Consider the following 16,952-nt stretch of genomic DNA (forward strand, 5'->3'; position numbering starts at 1 on the left):
GCGAGGATCGCAGCGATGGCCAAGCCACCCTTGATATGACCGACGCAGGCGTTGGCGAAGTCGATCAGACGACGGGCCACGCCGCCGCTGGTCATGAATGCACCGGAGAGCAGGAAGAACGGAATCGCCAGCAGGGTGTAATGCTCGCTGGTCTCGAACAGCTTGATCGCCAGCGAACGCACCGAGTCGTTACTGAAGAACAGAATGGTCATGGCCCCGGACAAACCCAGGGAAATCGCCACGGGAATGCCGATGAACATCAGCACGAACAGGGCGACGAACAGGAAGGCAATGGTCATTTGGTAGTCTCCGCCTTGTCGCTTTCAGCCAGTTTCACAGCGTCATCAACTTCGCTGTGCAGGCCCAGGCCTTGTTGTTTGCCCTGCAGGACGCGGATGAAAATCTGTAGAAAGCGCAGGAACATCAGGGTGAAGCCGATCGGTACGATCATCACGATGTGCCATTGCTGAACACCGAAACGATCCAGATCCTCGGCGCCGGTGCCGACGCTGTACAGCACGGCGACCCACTGTTCGCTGGAGTACGCCATCAGGGCGCAGTAGCCCAGGCAGATGAGCAGCGCGAGGATAGCCATCAAGCGCTGATTGGCGGGGTTGAACTGGCGCACCAGCAGGTCGACGCCGATGTGCGCGCCGATGCGCACACCCCAAGCCAGGCCAACGAAGATCAGCCAGCCGAACATGGCCTTGGTCAGGGCCACGCTCCAGGTCATTTCCTGGGCGACATAGAGGATGCCGTCGCCGATGCTGAACATCGCATCGTTGGCGAAGGGCAGCGAATCACCCAGGGAATAGAAAACACCGTACAGGTTGTTGAATACCACGTACGAGAAGGTGACCAGGGTCATGCCTGCAAGCAGGAATGCCACCAGTATTTCCTCGAGTTGGTTCCAGACACGAGAGACAGCGTGCATGGGTTATCTCCATCAATAGAGCGGTCGCGAGGCGACGAATGAGACAGGAACGCGCAGCCCGACAGCCTGAGTGTGGCATTCGGTCAGAGATCTGTCGGTGAAACGGGCGGCGATCCCGCTCAGGAACCGCCGCCTATCGCGCAGCTAAGGCTCAGCCTTAGTTGGCGTTGTTGGAGTTCTCGGCAGCTTTGATCAGGTCAGCACCGATCTCGCCTTCGAACTTCTTCCATACCGGACGCATGGCTTCGCGCCACTCTTCACGCTGCTCGGGAGTCAGGGTGACGATTTCAGTGGTGCCAGCATCGATGATGCGCTGCTTGTCTTTCTGGTTCAGCTCGCCAGCCTGCTTGTTCACCTCAACGGTGACCTCAGCCAGGATCGCGGTCAGTTCTGTACGGATATCTTCCGGCAGACCTTCCCAGAACTTGGTGTTGGTGATCACCATGTAGTCCAGTACACCGTGGTCAGACTCGGTGATGAACTTCTGCACTTCGTGCATCTTCTGGCTGTAGATGTTCGAGTAGGGGTTCTCGGCACCGTTGACTACACCGGTCTGCAGGCCTTGATACACCTCGGCGAAGCTCATCTTGCGCGGCGCAGCGCGCAGGGCCTTGAACTGCTCATCGAGTACGGCGGAGGCCTGTACGCGGAATTTCAGGCCACGGGCGTCTTTGGGCTCAACCAGCTTCTTGTTGGCGGACAGCTGTTTCATGCCGTTGTGCCAGTAGCCGAGGCCGGTGATGCCTTTGCTTTCCATGCTGGTCAGCAGGGATTTGCCCTCAGGGCTTTGCTGGAAGCGGTCGACGGCGTTGATGTCGTTGAACAGGAACGGCAGGTCGAAGATCTGGATCTGCTTGGTGTAATGCTCGAACTTGGCCAGCGACGGAGCAATGATTTGCACGTCGCCAAGCAGCAGCGCTTCCATTTCCTTGCCGTCGCCGAACAGCGAGGAGTTCGGATAGACCTGCACGGTCACCTTGCCATCCATACGCTCTTCGACGAGCTTCTTGAACAGCAGCGCGCCTTGACCTTTAGGGGTGTGCTCGGCCACCACGTGGGCGAACTTGATGGAGATCGGGTCGGCAGCCTGAGCCATACCGGCGATGCTCAGCGACAGGGCGCAAGCCAGTGCCTTGGCAGTGAATTTGAACATGCGATGCTTCCTCTTGTTGTTGGATATCTAGCCCTGCTGGGGGCTGAAACGAGCGGACAAGAGCAAGTCGAGGATTGCCGTATGAAGCGGCAGGATCGGTTGGCTGCGATTAGGCCTGGACTTGTACTTGTTCTTCGCTGGTCAGGAATATAGCAAGCGCTGTGCCAGCCTGCGACGAAAGCGCGCAGGACAGCTTTGCGTTGTTCGCAAAGCCTTGTGGGGTGGGCTTGCTTGATTTCGCCAGGAAATGCTGCCGGTCATGGCGACTGTCGGCTTTCATGGGAGGTTGGCAGGGATGATGAATACTCGGCAATAATCCGCCTATTCAGTCGGCGTCGTCTGGCGAGCTACCGCCAGCGTCCGCGAAATTCAGCCCATGCTTACGCAATTTATCGTGCAGGGTCTTGCGCGGCACGCCGAGGGCTTCGGCCAGGCTGCGCAATGAGCCGTGGCTGCGGGTCAGCTCGGCAGCGATCAACGCGCGTTCGAAGGCCTCGACCTGTTCACTGAGGCTGCCGGTCAATGGGGCGCTCTGCGGCTGGCTGTTAATCGTCAACTCCAGGCCGAGATCCAGCCCCAGAGCGAAGCGCTCGCCGGCGTTCTGCAATTCGCGCACGTTACCCGGCCAGGGATGGCGCAACAGCATGGCCCGCTGGCCGGGCTGCAGTTCGCGTTGCGTCAGGCCGTGGCGGGTGCTGGCGGTGTCGGCGAAATGCTGGAACAGCACCAGAATATCCTCGCCGCGCTCGCGCAGTGGCGGGATACGCAATGGCGCGACGTTGAGGCGGTAATAAAGATCCGCACGGAAGCGACCCTGATCGGCGGCGGTGCGCAGGTCTTCCTTGGTCGCGGCAATCACGCGGATATCCAGGGGAATCAGCTGGTTGCCACCCAGGCGCTCGACCACGCGTTCCTGCAGTAGGCGTAACAGTTTGACCTGTACGTCGAGGCTCATGCTCTCGATCTCATCGAGGAACAAGGTGCCGCCATTGGCGAATTCGAATTTACCGATACGGCGCTTCTGCGCGCCGGTGAAGGCGCCGGGCTCGTGGCCGAACAGTTCGCTTTCCACCACGGACTCTGCCAGTGCGCCGGCATTGATGGCTACGAAAGGCCCGTCGCGTCGATTCGACAGGTCGTGCAGGGCGCGAGCGACAACTTCTTTTCCTGCACCGGTTTCGCCCAGGATCAGTACATCGGTGCTGATGCTGGCGAGGGAGCCGATTTGCTCGCGCAACCGTTGAATGGCGGGGGAGTTTCCGACCAGCCGTCCGGAGAGCTGCTGACGGTCGGCCAGGGCCAGGCGCAGGCTGCGGTTGTCCAGCACCAGGCGGCGCAGGGCGAGGGCTCGACGAACGCTTTCCAGTAAATCCTCGCTGGCGAAGGGCTTTTCCAGGAAGTCGTAGGCGCCCGTGCGCATAGCCTGTACGGCCAGCGGTACGTCGCCGTGCCCGGTGATCAACAGTACTGGCAGCTCGGGATCCTGTTCGTGCAATTGCTGCAGCAACTGCAGACCGTCGACACCAGGCATGCGGATATCGCTGACCACCACACCGGGCCAGTCGCGTTCGATGCGTTCGGCGAGGCCCTTGGCATCGGCCAGGGTGGTAACCTTGAGGCCTGCCAGATCGAGGGTTTGGCTGAGGGCCTGGCGCAGGTGCGGGTCGTCGTCGATCAGCAGAACCTGGGTACGGGCGTCGATGGTGGTCATACGGCGAAGTCCTCGGGCGGCTGGATGTTCACGCCATTTTCGGCGGTGTGCAGGCGCAGGATCAGGTGAGCGCCTCCTTTGGGATGGTTGCTGAACAGCAACTCGCCACCCAGGGCGCGCATCAGGGTGTCGCAGATCGCCAAGCCAAGGCCGAGGCCCTGGGCGCTGGTCTTGGTGGTGAAGAAGGGTTCCCGGGCATGGGCCAGAGCGGTCTCGGAGAAGCCTGGGCCATTGTCGCGCAGGTGCAGCTCGACCAGATTGTCGTGCAGCTCGGTGCTGATCCAGATGCGCCGCGGCTGCGCCCGTTCGCCAAGGGCGTCTAGGGCATTTGCCAACAGGTTGCTGAGCACCTGGCGCAGGCGGGTTTCGCCGGCCTGTACCCAAAGGGTGGCGTCGGGTAGGTCGCGGATCAGTTCCACATCCATCGCCCGACGGCGTTTGGCGAGCAGTGCCAGGGCATCATCCAGGGCCGGCTGTAGAGCCACGCTTTCCGGAGCGTGCCGGTCGCGGCGGGCGAAGGCGCGCAAGTGGGCGATGATCGAGGCCATGCGCTCGGTGAGCTGGCTGATCAGCTTGAGGTTGCCGCGGGCGTCCTCGGTGCGCTCGTGGTCGAGCAGCACACCGGCGTTTTCGGCATAACTGCGAATGGCCGCCAGCGGTTGATTGAGTTCGTGGCTGATGCTCGCGCTCATGGTACCCAGGGCTGTCAGTTTGCTGGCCTGTACTAACTCGTCCTGGGCCTGCACCAACTCCTGTTGGGCTTGCTCGCGTTCCAGGACTTCCTGTTTCAGGCGGCTGTTGAGGCGTTCCAGATCCTGGGTACGCTCCTGCACGCGCTGCTCCAGTTCCTGGCGGGCCCGGGTGCTGAGGGCGATGCGATCGAGGTAGTGACGGCGCCGCTGCATCATCAGGCCGAGCAGCAAAATCAGCACCAGCAGGGTACCGCCGCCGATGGCCACCACGGTACGTACCGAGCGGTCGAGCACCACGCGCGGGGCAAGAATGCTGACACTCCAGCCAGTTTCGTCGAGCACTCGGCTCTGTGTCAGCCAGACGTCGGCATCCAGTCGCAGGGGTGGCGGCGATTGGGTCGGATACGGCTGGATGGCTGCGATGGAGGCGCGCTCGGCCTTGTCCAGCGGGCGACTGGCGTGAAACCGCCAGTCCGGTCGCGAGGTGAGGATCACCACGCCATTGCCGTCGGTCACCAGCAACTGCTCCGGGGTATTGCCCCACAGGCTTTCGGTGTGGTCGAGATCGACCTTGATGACCATCACGCCGATCTTCTGGGCACCATCGTAAACGGCGGAGGCGAAGTAGTAACCGCGCTTGCCAGACGTGGTGCCGAGACCGAAGAAGCGCCCCAGGCGGCCGGCCAGGGCCTCCTGGAAATAGGGCCGGAAGGCGAAGTTGCCGCGCACGAAGGTGTCCTGCTGATCCCAGTTGGAGGCGGCCAGGGTTTCGCCTGCAGGGTTCATCAGGTAGATCACGTCGGCACCGGTCTGCTGGCGCACCCGCTTGAGCAACTGGTTGGCCGCAGCCTGGGCGGCTTCGTCTCCCGGCGTGGCCAGTACGGTACGCAGTCCCGGCAGGTCGCCGAGAATCGGTGGCAGCACTTCGTAACGGCGTAAGGTGCCCAGCAGGTTGGCCACGTACAGGTCGAGGGTTTGACGATTCTGCTCGGTCAGCTCGGCGCGGTAGTAACGCTCGGCAAGGTGCTGCAGTGGCCACAGCAGCGGCGCCAGCAGCAGCGCCAGCAGGGCCAGGCTGCGCCAACGTGGGCGTTTGGGCATGGTGGTGGGAATCGTGTTCATGAAATAGGCGCCGGGAAGACCTGGGCATTATGAGCGCATAAGCTTTCAGCCTGGTAGCTCGGGTCGAACGTGGCGACACCCAAGGCCCTGGGTATCGCTGCACTCAACCCAGGCTACGGGGTGGCGTCAGCGTGGACTGCTCAGGCACTCCAGCAGGCCATCCTGCCAGTCTGGCAGGCGTACGCCCCAATCATGTTCCAGGCGAGTGCCATCCAGCCGCGAGTTGAGCGGGCGCTGGGCGGGTGTCGGGTAGTCGCTGGTGGCAATCGGCTTCAGTTGTGCGACGGATTTGCCTTGGGCCTGCAACTGCGCGGCGATGGCTTCAGCGAAGCCGAACCAGGAGGTCTCGCCGCGAGCGGTGAAGTGATAGAGGCCCCAGGCAGCGGTCTGCTGCGTTTGCCAGCGTTCGATCAACTGAGCGGTGGCGGCGGCGATACTGCCGGCCCAGGTCGGTGCACCGATCTGGTCGGCGACTACGCTGAGCTGCTCGCGCTCCTGCAACAGGCGCTGCATGGTCAGCAGGAAGTTGCGTCCGTGCAGGGAATACACCCAACTGGTGCGCAGGATCAGGTGCTTGCCGCCGACCGCGGCGATAGCCTGCTCGCCGGCCAGCTTGCTGTGCCCGTAGACGCCCAGCGGATTGGGCGTGTCCTCCTCGTGGTAGGCGGCGGGGTTGCTGCCATCGAACACGTAATCGGTGGAATAGTGGATCAGCGGTACGTCGAGGTCGGCCGCTTCCTCGGCGAGCACTCCGGGAGCGCTGGCATTGATCGCGAAGGCAGCGTCCGGCTCGCTTTCTGCCGCGTCGACCGCGGTGTGCGCGGCGGCATTGACGATCAGTTCTGGGCGCAGATGGCGTACGGCTTCACGAATGCGCCCGGTATCGGCAAGGTCGAGTTGCTCTCTGCCCAGTACGATGAGTTCGTGATGCTGACTAAGCAGCAATTGCAGCTCTCGGCTGACCTGGCCGTGCTGGCCGAGCAGAAGAATTTTCATGGAAACAGCTCGGCCTCGTCGAAGCGCAGGCCCTGCTGATCCTTCGCCGAGAGTTTGGGATCGCCTTGCAGCTGCCAGTCGATGGCCAGTTTGGGATCATCCCAGCGGATGCAGCGCTCGTGGGCCGGCGCGTAGTAATCGGTGGTCTTGTAGAGAAATTCGGCGAATTCGCTGAGCACCAGAAAACCATGGGCGAAGCCTTCCGGTACCCACATCTGACGCTTGTTGTCAGCGGAAAGGTGAGCACCGACCCACTGGCCGAAGGTCGGCGACTGGCGGCGCAGATCCACGGCAACGTCATACACCTCGCCTGCGGTGACGCGCACCAGCTTGCCCTGGGCCTGTTGCACCTGATAGTGCAGGCCGCGCAACACGCCGCGCTGCGAGCGGGAGTGGTTGTCCTGCACGAAGGTGGGGTTCAGGCCGGTCGCTTCGGTGAAGGCCAGGGCGTTGAAACTCTCGAAGAAGAAACCCCGCTCATCACCGAATATCTTCGGTTGCAGAATGAGTACATCGGGGATTTCGGTGTGGATGATTTGCATCAATTGTCCTCGGCCAGACCGAACAGGTACTGGCCATAGCCGGTTTTGCCGAACGCCTTGGCCTGCAGCAGCAGGCGGTCGCGGTCGATCCACTCCTGCCCATAGGCGATTTCTTCCAGGCAGGCGACTTTCAGACCCTGGCGGTGCTCGATGGTTTGCACGTACTGCGACGCTTCCAGCAGGCTGTCGTGGGTGCCGGTGTCGAGCCAGGCGAAACCACGGCCGAGGCGCTCCACGCGCAGGTCGCCGCGCTGCAGGTAGGCATTGTTGACGTCGGTGATTTCCAGCTCGCCGCGCGGCGAGGGTTTGACCGCCTTGGCGATCTCGATCACGTCGTTGTCGTAGAAATACAACCCGGTCACTGCGTACTGAGAACGCGGCTGGGCCGGCTTTTCCTCGATGGAAATGGCCTGGCCCTGTGCATCGAACTCCACCACGCCGAAGCGCTCGGGATCGCGAACCCAGTAACCGAACACCGTGGCGCCCTTGTCCGCTGCCGCGGCACGCAGCAGTTTCTCGGTGAAGTGCTGACCATGGAAGATGTTGTCGCCGAGGATCAGGCATACCGAGTCATCGCCGATGAACTGCTCGCCAATGATGAAGGCGCGCGCCAGGCCATCTGGTTCGGGTTGTTCGGCGTAGCTCAACTGCAGGCCGAACTGGCTGCCGTCGCCGAGCATCTTCTGGAACTGTGGCAGATCGTGGGGCGTGGAAATGATCAGGATCTCGCGGATGCCAGCCAGCATCAGCACCGACAGCGGATAGTAGATCATCGGCTTGTCGTAGATCGGCAGTAACTGCTTGGACACGCCCAGGGTGATCGGGTGCAAGCGGGTGCCGGAGCCTCCGGCGAGAATGATGCCTTTCACTGTTGTTGCTCCTTGGGGGCGCCGAGCCGCTCACGTTGATAGCTGCCGTCCTGTACGCGGCGACACCAGTCAAGGTTGTCGAGGTACCAGCGTACGGTCTTGCGCAGGCCGCTGGGGAAGGTCTCTTCCGGCGTCCAGCCTAGCTCGCGTTCGATCTTGCTGGCGTCGATGGCGTAACGCAGGTCGTGGCCGGGGCGGTCGGTGACGAAGGTGATCTGTTCGCTGTAGGAGCCCGCTGCGCGCGGCTGCAACTCGTCGAGCAGGTCGCAGATGGCATGCACCACGTCGAGGTTCTTTTGCTCGTTGTGGCCGCCGATGTTATAGGTCTCGCCAACCGCGCCGCGGCTGACCACCTGCAGCAGGGCCCGGGCGTGATCCTCGACGAACAGCCAGTCGCGTACCTGTTGGCCGTTGCCATACACAGGTAGCGCTTTGCCATCCAGAGCATTGAGGATGACCAGCGGGATCAGCTTCTCAGGGAAGTGATACGGGCCGTAATTGTTCGAACAGTTGGTCAGCAGCACCGGCAGGCCATAGGTGCGCTGCCAGGCGCGTACCAGATGGTCCGATGCGGCCTTGCTGGCCGAGTACGGGGAGCTGGGGGCGTAGGGCGTCTGCTCGGTGAACAGATCGTCGACGCCGTGCAGGTCGCCGTACACCTCGTCGGTGGAGATGTGGTGGAAGCGGAACGCCTGACGACGCTGCTCGTCCAGACCCAGCCAGTAGGCGCGGGTGGCCTCGAGCAGAGCATAGGTGCCGACGATGTTGGTCTGGATGAACGCCGCCGGGCCGTCGATGGAACGGTCGACGTGGGACTCGGCAGCCAGGTGCATGATGGCATCCGGCTGAAAACGCTGCAGGGCATCGGCCACGGCGGCCTGATCGCCGATGTCGGCCTGCAGGAAGCTGTAACGCGGATCGTTCTCGACCTGCTGCAAGGATTCCAGATTGCCGGCGTAGGTCAGCTTGTCGAGGTTGAGCACTTCATGATCGGTATCGTTGATCAGGTGACGAATCAGCGCGGAGCCGATGAAGCCCGCGCCGCCGGTGACGAGAATACGCATTGAAGATAGCCCGACGGTAAAAGTGTGAAGTATGCCTGCCCACCGGGTTTTGCGTACAGCCGGTCATCCCTGGCCGATCTGCGGTGCAGTGATCGTATCGCGCTCCAGTAGGGTCTCGAAGCGATCCAGATCGAGCAGGAAAGAAGACTTGGCGTTGCCTTGGGTGTCGTGCATGCGGTGCGCGTAGAAGTGCTCTGGCGCGGATGCTTCGATCAGCTTGGCGAGTTGCGCAAAGGGCAGTCGATAGATGCCGGCTAGGTAGTCGACACGGCCGAAGCGTGATTCGGTTTGCGTCCAATCGACCCAGTAATAGATGTCGATCTGTGGATAAAGCCGCGAATAGCGTTCGTAGTCCTTACGGTTGAAAGTCACTGTACGGCGAGGATCCAGGCCATAGCGGGCGCTGACGAAAAAAGGTGTGTTTTGAACCTTGAGATCGGCCAGCCGACCCTCGACCAGCAGATCCGGGGCGTAGGGGTTATGCGATTTTTCCGGATTTTCCATGGCGCTTAGCCGCAGGTGGCGGCTACACAGCTCGACGAAGCTGCGCTCCAGATGCAGGCCGTGGTGGCACCACCAGCCTTTGTCTTCGGTATTGTGGATGACGCGGTCATTGCGGATAGGCATCGGTACATTCCTTGTCCGTGGAGTGGGGCGGTTGCCGATCCAGGCAACCGTGAAGGGGCATGCCGATTGAACGGCGTGCCCCTCCAGTCTAGACGCTTACAGCTGTGCGCTTGAAAAGGTATCGCAGGCATTGACCTGGCCGCCTTCGAAGCCGGTGGTGAACCAGCGCACGCGTTGTGCCGAGGTGCCGTGGGTGAAGGAGTCCGGGACTACCTGCCCACGGGATTTCTGTTGCAGGCGGTCGTCGCCGATGGCGTTGGCGGCGTTCAGCGCTTCCTCCAGATCGCCGGGCTCGAGCCAGTCCAGGCGTCGTTGTGCGTGGTGTGCCCAGATCCCGGCCAGGCAGTCGGCCTGCAACTCCTGGCGAACCAGCAGGCCGTTGGCACCCTCCAGGTTCTCACCGCGCTGGCGCGCCGCGTTGACCTTGGCGGAGACGCCCAGCAGGGTCTGCACGTGATGGCCGACCTCATGAGCGATCACGTAGGCCTGGGCGAAGTCGCCAGCCGCGCCGTAGCGCTGTTCCAGATCGCGGAAGAAACTCAGATCCAGGTAGACCTGCTTGTCGCCCGGACAATAGAAGGGGCCAACTGCCGAGCTGGCGAAACCGCAGGCCGAGTTCACGCCGCCATCGAACAGCACCAGGGTTGGATCCTGATACTGGCGATTGGCGGACTGGAAGATCTCGCGCCAGGTATCTTCGGTATCTCCGAGCACCGCCCGCACGAACTCCGACTGCTCGTCATTGGCGGCAGGATTATCCGTCTGACTGCTGGAGTAACCTCCCGATTGGCCCGCCAATTGACCCAATATCTGCAGCGGATCCTGGCCCATCAGTAGGCCGACCACTACGACAATGGCGATACCGCCCAAGCCCAGGCCACGGCCACCACCGAAGCGTGACCCGCCACCGCGGGCATCCACCACGTTGTCACTGCGTCGTGCTCGTTTCCAGCGCATGGGGATGTCCTTTCAAGAGGGCGATTCAGTTGCCCGGGTAGCTACTGACCACACTTTCGCCGCCTTGTGCGTCCAGACCGATGACCTGATAGGCATCGCGGATATTACCGCGCTCCATACCCGGTGAGCCGGTGGGCATTCCGGGTGCGGCGATGCCGAGTAAATCCGGGCGTTGGCGCAGCGTGAGGATGTCTGCCGCGGGAACGTGGCCTTCGACGAACTTGCCGTCGATCACGCCGGTATGGCAGGAACCCAGGTGCTCGGGTACGCCTAAACGCTGCTTGACCGCGTGCATATCGGTTTCAACGTGATCGTTGACTTGAAAACCGTTGTCTTGCAGGTGGCTGATCCAGCCTTTGCAGCAGCCGCAGTTGGCATCACGGTGCACATCGATGCTGGGCGGTTCGGCGGCCTGGGTGATACCGGCGAATAGGCCGGCGAGCAGAAGCAGTGGGCGCATGCTGAGAATCCTGATCAATGATGAACGAGCATAGCGCCGTGCCGGAGGATTTACCTCATCCGATGGCTTGACTGGGGCATGCTGCGCCAACGCCTTCCAGCGGCCGCGGTGAGTGGCCTATGCTCACTGCCTGTGAATAAAGGAGTCCTGCCATGTTGTTTGCCCGTGTGTTTCTCTCTGTGCAGATCCTAGTGCTCGCCGGGTTTGGCGTGGCTTATTTCCTGCGCCCCCAAGAGATGGGCGCAATCAGCGGCATGTTGCTGATGGAGGCGTCGGCGGTGACCGATGTTCGGGCCTATTACGGCGCCCTTCAGGTGGGGGTGGCGGTCTTTCTCGGTTTTGGTTTGTGGCTGCGCGAGTTGACTCGCCCGGCGCTGACGTTACTGCTGGTGCTCTACGTCAGCTTGGCACTGGGCCGCATTGTCGGTATGTGGCTCGATGGTGGCGCGCAGCAGACCTTCAACCTCTGGGCGGCGCTGTTCGAAATGGTATCAGCCGGTCTTGCCGGTTGGGCGCTGCAGCGTTTGCGTTTGCGTCGCAATCCACCGTTACGTGTATCAGATGAGTGACCTTCATATTCGGGCAGCCTGCGTTGCGGATGCCGAGGCGATAAGCGAGGTTATCGTCCGGGCTTTGCGACAAAGCAATGCGCTGGACTATCCAGCATCGGTGATCGAGCGCGTGGTGGGCAATTTTACGCCCGCTGCGATTGTGCAACTGCTTGCGATCCGTTTGGTGCTGGTAGCTGAGCTCGGAAACGTTATCGTCGGCACCGCGAGTCTGGATGGTGAGGTGGTGAGAACGGTTTTCGTAGCGCCCGCTGTGCAAGGGCGCGGTATTGGCCGAGCGTTGATGTGTGCGATCGAGCAGGCTGCGCTACAGGCAGGCGTGCGGCGGTTATCTGTTCCCTCCTCGCTGACGGCCAGGGCTTTTTATGCCGCGCAAGGCTACAGCTTGGTTCGCGAGGTTGTGGACAACGATGAACGCACACTGGTGATGGCGCGTGACCTTTGATGCGCCACTTTATGACAGGCAATAAAAAACCCGCCGAAGCGGGCTTTTACTGACCAATGCCAACATCCTGTCGGCTGCCATCCTGGCTATGGTCACGTCGTCCATGACCCCGAGCACATCCTGTGCTGCAGGAATGTGGCTAGATTACGGCGTCATCGATCTGTCGGCGAGAGCGAACCCGCGCGTTGTCGTGTAAGCCTTTCGCTATAGTTGCGCTGGAGTATCGACCAGTTCACGGGCACTCCCCTGTTAAACGCCTATCTACAAGCTTTAACAACCTTTAACAACACCGCTTGGCCATCCATCCCTAGGCTTCGAGTCGTTGCAGGAAAGCCCGCTCATCGAGGTGGTTTTCCTGAAACCGGTTATCACCGCTGGTGGTGCCGCCAATTACTACCCTTAGATTCGTTTGGAGATATCCCATGGCTGAGACTCCTGCAGTAAACAGTGGCAACTCAGACGCCGCCATCGACAAGATGTCCGCAGTGTTCGATATGGCGATCGAGAAATCCGCCAAGATCACCGAGATCACCACGGCCAAGAAAGCCGAGCTCGACGCTACCAAGCAGCGTCCGCAGAACTGACCCGGGCTGCAGGCGGCGCTTGGCGTCGCCTGCAACCTGTGTCTGCGCCGTTATCGGCACCTTTTCCATCGAGTGCGTGGTCTGGCCGTTCTGGCTGGATATGTCGCTCGATAGCGCGATCCCTGAGCCCTGGTGAGTCATATGACTGCGATAGCCTCTAGTTCCGTCCTGCCGAACAGCGGCGACCAGCCCCGTCTGGATGTGACCGCAGGCATCCACCGTGGCGTATCCCTGCCGCTTGATGAAGCGGTGTACAGCATCGGCAGTGGCGCTGCGGCGAACCTGATGCTGCGTGACGCCGGTGTTGCGGAGCGTCACTTGACCCTGCGTTTCAGTGCCCGCCACGTCGGCGTGGAGGCCACCGGCGGCGACGTTCGGGTGATCCGTGGCGGGCGTGAAACCACGATCGCGCGCGGGCACGGCTACCGCGGTCGATTGCCTGTGGATATCCGCATCGGCGAAGCGACTCTGCGCCTCGCCATGCCCCAGCGCGGAGGTTCGGCTGCCAATCCTGTGTGGTACGGCAAGGCGCAATGGGCCATTGCCGCGCTATTCATGTTCATTTGTGCGGGCGCCCTGGCGATGCTGCGCGACACCCCGATGTACGCCTCCGAGCCCGAGTCGCTGCAGCGCCTGACTATTGCCGAGGAGCAGCCGGCAGAGGCGCCCAAGGCAGCGTCACTGCAACTGGCACGCGCCGACCTGGCCAGCCAGGCCAAGGCCGCCGGGCTGAACAATCTCAAGCTCGATGCCAGTGCCGGTCAGGTGCGCGTCAGCGGCACCGTGGAGCCTGGACAGAAGCAGGACTGGCTGGCCTTGCAGCAGTACTTCGATGGCCGTTACGGACGCCAGTACGTACTGCGAGGTGACGTCAGCGTGCGCGAAAACGCCGCCCGCCCACGGGTCAATTTCCAGGCCGTATGGTTCGGCGACAACCCCTACGTGATCAATGCATCGGGTGCGCGCCTGTATCCCGGTGCACCGTTGGAAGGTGGCTGGAAGCTCGAGCGTATCGAGGACGGTCAGGTGGTGTTGGCGCTTGGCGATGAGCGCTTCGCTCTCACACTCGGGCCTTCGCCAGTGCCTGAGGGGTAGGGTGTGTTCCTATTCCAGCACCGCCGCGCCGGAGCCCGTTTTGCCGCGAGGCAAGGCACGAGCCGCGAAGTTTGGTTGCCCAAATGAGCCGGCGAGAAACGCAGCATCGCGGCAAAACGGGCCCGGCCCTTCGGGTTGCGCGGGAAACCTCGCCATGCGTCGTTGGCGGACTTGGCAAGGGAATAACCATTACCGGCGTCCTCCGCCTAGCCTGGCGAGGTTTCTCGCGGCAACGCGTCTCGTGCTGGAATAGGAGCACACCCTCAGCATGAAGATCGATTCACGCGCTCCACTGGCCCATGTCGATTCAGCTTCGCAGGCCAGTAACCGAACGGCTGATCTGCTACCTACATCGATAAAGCCTTCACCAGCTCCTCGTGAGCCCAGCCTGCCGCGCACGCCGCCACTGCCATCGGTACAGGATGACCTGCAGGCGCTGGAGCTGGCTGCTGGTGTGGAGCCTGGTCTGTTCGCCGGTTCACGGCCCGCGGAAATTCTAGAAGACATTCTCGAACGCATCTTGCCGACGCTGCCGCTCGACGGCGAAACCAGAACGCTGGCCATGGCCCTCGTCCGCGAAGAGCTCGACACCCGTCAGGCTCTGGATCGGCAACGGGTCGAAACCGAGACGGGGGAATGATGCAGCGCGACGATCATGATGCCGCCAAGCTGTTGCAAGGCCTGGGCGATCTCTATCTGCGGGTTGGTCAGGGGCAGCGCGCGCTGGTGCTGTTGCTGCTGGCCGTACAACTGAACCCGGACGACCAGGTGTTGCTGGCCCGCCTGGCTGCCGCCTTCACCGCCCTCGGCGATGGCGAGCGGGCGTTGCGTACCCTGGATCGTCTGCATGCGCTGCAGGGCGAGTCGGCGGCCTGGCTGCTGCTGCGCAGCCGTGCCCTGTGGAGCACCGGCCAGCACGCCGAGGCACGCGGCTGTTTCGCCCGCTACCGGCAACTGCGCCAGGAGCGTGAAGCATGATGGCGCGCCTCAGCGCCCTGGCGGGCATGGCCGCGCAGCGCACCGAGGTGGTGGTCATCGCCTTTATGATGATGGCCATCGTGATGATGATCATCCCGCTGCCGACCTACCTGGTCGATACCCTGATCGGTATCAGCATCGCCCTGAGCATTCTGGTGCTGGTGGTGGCCTTCTACATCAGAAAGCCATTGGAGTTGTCGGCACTGCCGGCACTGATTCTGCTCAGCACGCTGTTTCGCCTGGCCCTGTCGATCAGTACCACACGGCTGATCCTGCTGCACGCCGATGCAGGACACATCATCGAAGCCTTCGGCAAGTTCGTCATCGCCGGCGAGGTGGTGGTGGGGCTGGTGATCTTTCTGATCATCACCGTGGCGCAGTTCGTGGTGATCACCAAGGGGGCCGAGCGGGTTGCCGAGGTGGCCGCACGCTTCAGCCTGGATGCCATGCCCGGCAAGCAGATGAGCATCGACAACGACTTGCGTAACGGCGACATCGACGCCAACGAGGCCCGTCGTCGGCGCTCCGACCTGCAGCGCGAGAGCCAGCTGTTCGGCGCCATGGACGGTTCGATGAAGTTCGTCAAAGGCGATGCCATCGCCGGCCTGATCATTCTTTTTGTCAACCTGATCGGCGGACTGCTGATTGGCATGCTGTCACGCGGTATGTCGTTCGCCGACGCGGGCCACACCTACTCGCTGCTCACCGTCGGCGATGGCCTGATTTCGCAAATTCCTGCGCTTCTGATCGCCGTCGCGGCCGGTACCGTGGTCACCCGGGTCAACAACGAGGCTGAGCAGGTCGACCTGGGTACCGAGATCATCCGCCAGATGGGCAATAGTCAGCGTGCACTGACGATCACGGCATTGATTCTGCTCGCGGTGGCTTTTATTCCCGGTTTTCCAGCCGCCGTGTTTGTCGGTTTGTCAGCGGTGCTCGGTCTGTGCGCCTGGATGCTGCGGCGGCGCCAGAACCGTGAGCTGGAGGCCGAAATGACGCTGCCCGAGGTGATCGAGGAGACTGCTGTCGAGGCTGAGGCGGAAAGCGAAGCCGAGGGATCAGCCGCCGCGGATTCTCGGGTGCTGCTGTCCCTCGGCCCGGCGCTGGCCGAAGCGGTGCCCCTGCAGCCCTTCAAGCAGCGCCTCGAGGTGCTCTGCCACGATCTGCACAACGAGTTGGGCATCGAATTTCCGATGCCGTCGGTGCTGGTCGACATGGCTGCGCCGGCTGGCAGCTATCGCGTCGAGCTGGAAGGCGTGCCGGTAGATCAGGGCGAGTTGAACCCTGCTCAGGTGCTGCTGCGCGACGATCCCGTGCACTTGCAACTGCTCGACATCCAGGGCGAGGAGCGCGCATCACCGCTGAGCAGCCGCCCCGGTGTATGGATCGCCGGCGAGCACCAGGCCGACTTGAGCGATGCGGGCATCGTCTATCTGCGCCCGGACGAAATTCTCCGTGATGTGATGGCGCGTACCCTGCGCCGTTACGCCGGGGACTTTCTCGGTATTCAGGAAACCCGTCAGCTGCTCGCCCATCTGGAGGAGAGCCATGGCGAATTGGTCAAGGAAGCCCTACGTGCGGTGCCCTTGCAACGTATCGCCGATGCCCTTCGCCGTCTGGTGGCAGAGGGGGTATCGATCCGCAACCGCCGGGCGCTGCTTGAGGCGATGGTCGAGTGGGGCGGTCGCGAGGGTGATGTCGGGCGTTTCAGCGACCACCTGCGTACCGCGCTGGCGCGCCAGATCAGCCATCAGCATGCCGATGAAAAACGGGTGATCGCCGCCTTCGTGCTGGGCTCGGCCCTGGAGGCTCAACTGCTGGAGGCCGCGCGTCAGCAAGACACCGGGCGTGGCGAAATCCGCGCTCGGGAAGCCACCCGCGGTCTGCTCAAGGCGCTGCGTCAGCAGTGCGCGCAACTTCCCGAACAGGTCAAACCGACCCTGGTGGTGCACCCGGAGTTACGCCGCCGGATCCTGCGCCTGTGCATGCGTGACGAACTGGAGATGGCCGTGTTGTCCTTTACCGAACTGGCTCCTGAATACAGCCTGCAGGCGATCAAGGTGATCGGTACGCCGGCTACTGCGCGGGCGGAAAAAAGCCAACCGGCACCTGCTCTGGCAGGTGCCACATGATGCGTGGGCTGTTGTTGTTGCT

19 protein-coding genes are annotated in these 16,952 nt (G+C 62.3%); 7 read left to right on the top strand and 12 right to left on the bottom strand.

The window, feature by feature from the left end; translation table 11 throughout:
* The 12 genes from ACZ3GY_RS00005 to ACZ3GY_RS00060 form a co-directional block, all read right to left on the bottom strand.
* The coding region (locus ACZ3GY_RS00005) for a TRAP transporter large permease subunit (protein WP_465908488.1) at positions 1–299 on the bottom strand (299 nt) is incomplete at its 3' end.
* Positions 296–934 (bottom strand): TRAP transporter small permease, encoded by a 639-nt coding sequence (locus ACZ3GY_RS00010; RefSeq protein WP_465908489.1) that lies wholly within the window; start codon positions 932–934, stop codon positions 296–298. The genes ACZ3GY_RS00010 and ACZ3GY_RS00005, both read right to left, overlap by 4 nt.
* 157 nt (positions 935–1,091) lie before the next feature.
* A complete protein-coding gene (dctP, locus tag ACZ3GY_RS00015; protein WP_463563378.1) occupies positions 1,092–2,087 on the bottom strand; it encodes a C4-dicarboxylate TRAP substrate-binding protein DctP in 996 nt (331 codons plus the stop codon).
* A 325-nt stretch (positions 2,088–2,412) separates the two neighbouring features.
* A complete protein-coding gene (locus ACZ3GY_RS00020) occupies positions 2,413–3,798 on the bottom strand; it encodes a sigma-54-dependent transcriptional regulator (protein WP_463563379.1) in 1,386 nt (461 codons plus the stop codon).
* Positions 3,795–5,612, bottom strand: a complete 1,818-nt coding sequence (locus tag ACZ3GY_RS00025; protein WP_463563380.1) for a sensor histidine kinase — start codon at positions 5,610–5,612, stop codon at positions 3,795–3,797. The genes ACZ3GY_RS00020 and ACZ3GY_RS00025 overlap by 4 nt, the downstream gene beginning before the upstream one ends.
* 126 nt (positions 5,613–5,738) lie before the next feature.
* Positions 5,739–6,608 carry a dTDP-4-dehydrorhamnose reductase gene (rfbD, locus tag ACZ3GY_RS00030; RefSeq protein ID WP_465908491.1) on the bottom strand — a complete coding sequence of 290 codons (870 nt, stop codon included), beginning with the start codon at positions 6,606–6,608 and terminating at the stop codon, positions 5,739–5,741.
* Positions 6,605–7,150 carry a dTDP-4-dehydrorhamnose 3,5-epimerase gene (rfbC, locus tag ACZ3GY_RS00035; protein ID WP_463563382.1) on the bottom strand — a complete coding sequence of 182 codons (546 nt, stop codon included), beginning with the start codon at positions 7,148–7,150 and terminating at the stop codon, positions 6,605–6,607. Before rfbC ends, rfbD begins: the two co-directional genes overlap by 4 nt.
* Positions 7,150–8,019 (bottom strand): glucose-1-phosphate thymidylyltransferase RfbA, encoded by an 870-nt coding sequence (gene rfbA / locus ACZ3GY_RS00040; RefSeq protein WP_225835866.1) that lies wholly within the window; start codon positions 8,017–8,019, stop codon positions 7,150–7,152. Before rfbA ends, rfbC begins: the two co-directional genes overlap by 1 nt.
* Entirely contained in the window at positions 8,016–9,083 is a 1,068-nt protein-coding gene (gene rfbB, locus ACZ3GY_RS00045) for a dTDP-glucose 4,6-dehydratase (RefSeq protein WP_465908492.1), read from the bottom strand. The genes rfbA and rfbB overlap by 4 nt, the downstream gene beginning before the upstream one ends.
* A 63-nt stretch (positions 9,084–9,146) precedes the next feature.
* On the bottom strand, positions 9,147–9,710 hold the full coding sequence (locus ACZ3GY_RS00050; protein WP_463563384.1) for a hypothetical protein: 564 nt from the start codon (positions 9,708–9,710) through the stop codon (positions 9,147–9,149).
* A 96-nt stretch (positions 9,711–9,806) separates the two neighbouring features.
* Positions 9,807–10,667 carry a KPN_02809 family neutral zinc metallopeptidase gene (gene ypfJ / locus ACZ3GY_RS00055; protein WP_463563385.1) on the bottom strand — a complete coding sequence of 287 codons (861 nt, stop codon included), beginning with the start codon at positions 10,665–10,667 and terminating at the stop codon, positions 9,807–9,809.
* Positions 10,668–10,692: 25 nt separating this feature from the next.
* Entirely contained in the window at positions 10,693–11,127 is a 435-nt protein-coding gene (locus tag ACZ3GY_RS00060; RefSeq protein ID WP_465908494.1) for a DUF411 domain-containing protein, read from the bottom strand.
* Positions 11,128–11,279: 152 nt separating this feature from the next.
* Here ACZ3GY_RS00060 and ACZ3GY_RS00065 point away from each other — a divergent pair, with 152 nt between their 5' ends.
* The 7 genes from ACZ3GY_RS00065 (at position 11,280) to sctV (ending at position 16,930) form a co-directional block, all read left to right on the top strand.
* Positions 11,280–11,696, top strand: coding sequence for a DUF4345 domain-containing protein (locus ACZ3GY_RS00065; RefSeq protein WP_465908495.1), 417 nt, complete (start codon positions 11,280–11,282; stop codon positions 11,694–11,696).
* Positions 11,689–12,141: a GNAT family N-acetyltransferase gene (locus tag ACZ3GY_RS00070; RefSeq protein ID WP_465908496.1), complete on the top strand. Its 453-nt coding sequence runs from the start codon at positions 11,689–11,691 to the stop codon at positions 12,139–12,141. The genes ACZ3GY_RS00065 and ACZ3GY_RS00070 overlap by 8 nt, the downstream gene beginning before the upstream one ends.
* A gap of 422 nt (positions 12,142–12,563) precedes the next feature.
* Positions 12,564–12,725 (top strand): hypothetical protein, encoded by a 162-nt coding sequence (locus ACZ3GY_RS00075; protein WP_179539244.1) that lies wholly within the window; start codon positions 12,564–12,566, stop codon positions 12,723–12,725.
* 141 nt (positions 12,726–12,866) lie between these two features.
* Positions 12,867–13,820 carry a SctD/MshK family protein gene (locus ACZ3GY_RS00080; RefSeq protein ID WP_465908497.1) on the top strand — a complete coding sequence of 318 codons (954 nt, stop codon included), beginning with the start codon at positions 12,867–12,869 and terminating at the stop codon, positions 13,818–13,820.
* A 268-nt stretch (positions 13,821–14,088) separates the two neighbouring features.
* Positions 14,089–14,460 (top strand): hypothetical protein, encoded by a 372-nt coding sequence (locus tag ACZ3GY_RS00085; RefSeq protein ID WP_463563391.1) that lies wholly within the window; start codon positions 14,089–14,091, stop codon positions 14,458–14,460.
* On the top strand, positions 14,457–14,798 hold the full coding sequence (gene sctY, locus ACZ3GY_RS00090) for a type III secretion apparatus assembly chaperone SctY (protein ID WP_465908499.1): 342 nt from the start codon (positions 14,457–14,459) through the stop codon (positions 14,796–14,798). Before ACZ3GY_RS00085 ends, sctY begins: the two co-directional genes overlap by 4 nt.
* A complete protein-coding gene (sctV, locus tag ACZ3GY_RS00095; protein ID WP_465908500.1) occupies positions 14,795–16,930 on the top strand; it encodes a type III secretion system export apparatus subunit SctV in 2,136 nt (711 codons plus the stop codon). The genes sctY and sctV overlap by 4 nt, the downstream gene beginning before the upstream one ends.
* Positions 16,931–16,952 lie beyond the last annotated feature (22 nt).

This window comes from Pseudomonas sp. PME37.24/006 (genome assembly GCF_055556635.1).

Excerpts from the sequence above, each read along its gene's own strand:
- ACZ3GY_RS00010 (WP_465908489.1), bottom strand. The coding sequence starts at position 934 with ATGCACGCTGTCTCTCGTGTCTGGAACCAACTCGAGGAAATACTGGTG.
- dctP (WP_463563378.1), bottom strand. The coding sequence starts at position 2,087 with ATGTTCAAATTCACTGCCAAGGCACTGGCTTGCGCCCTGTCGCTGAGC.
- ACZ3GY_RS00020 (WP_463563379.1), bottom strand. The coding sequence starts at position 3,798 with ATGACCACCATCGACGCCCGTACCCAGGTTCTGCTGATCGACGACGAC.
- ACZ3GY_RS00025 (WP_463563380.1), bottom strand. The coding sequence starts at position 5,612 with ATGAACACGATTCCCACCACCATGCCCAAACGCCCACGTTGGCGCAGC.
- rfbD (WP_465908491.1), bottom strand. The coding sequence starts at position 6,608 with ATGAAAATTCTTCTGCTCGGCCAGCACGGCCAGGTCAGCCGAGAGCTG.
- rfbC (WP_463563382.1), bottom strand. The coding sequence starts at position 7,150 with ATGCAAATCATCCACACCGAAATCCCCGATGTACTCATTCTGCAACCG.
- rfbB (WP_465908492.1), bottom strand. The coding sequence starts at position 9,083 with ATGCGTATTCTCGTCACCGGCGGCGCGGGCTTCATCGGCTCCGCGCTG.
- ACZ3GY_RS00050 (WP_463563384.1), bottom strand. The coding sequence starts at position 9,710 with ATGCCTATCCGCAATGACCGCGTCATCCACAATACCGAAGACAAAGGC.
- ypfJ (WP_463563385.1), bottom strand. The coding sequence starts at position 10,667 with ATGCGCTGGAAACGAGCACGACGCAGTGACAACGTGGTGGATGCCCGC.
- ACZ3GY_RS00060 (WP_465908494.1), bottom strand. The coding sequence starts at position 11,127 with ATGCGCCCACTGCTTCTGCTCGCCGGCCTATTCGCCGGTATCACCCAG.
- ACZ3GY_RS00065 (WP_465908495.1), top strand. The coding sequence starts at position 11,280 with ATGTTGTTTGCCCGTGTGTTTCTCTCTGTGCAGATCCTAGTGCTCGCC.
- ACZ3GY_RS00070 (WP_465908496.1), top strand. The coding sequence starts at position 11,689 with ATGAGTGACCTTCATATTCGGGCAGCCTGCGTTGCGGATGCCGAGGCG.
- ACZ3GY_RS00075 (WP_179539244.1), top strand. The coding sequence starts at position 12,564 with ATGGCTGAGACTCCTGCAGTAAACAGTGGCAACTCAGACGCCGCCATC.
- ACZ3GY_RS00080 (WP_465908497.1), top strand. The coding sequence starts at position 12,867 with ATGACTGCGATAGCCTCTAGTTCCGTCCTGCCGAACAGCGGCGACCAG.
- ACZ3GY_RS00085 (WP_463563391.1), top strand. The coding sequence starts at position 14,089 with ATGAAGATCGATTCACGCGCTCCACTGGCCCATGTCGATTCAGCTTCG.
- sctY (WP_465908499.1), top strand. The coding sequence starts at position 14,457 with ATGATGCAGCGCGACGATCATGATGCCGCCAAGCTGTTGCAAGGCCTG.
- sctV (WP_465908500.1), top strand. The coding sequence starts at position 14,795 with ATGATGGCGCGCCTCAGCGCCCTGGCGGGCATGGCCGCGCAGCGCACC.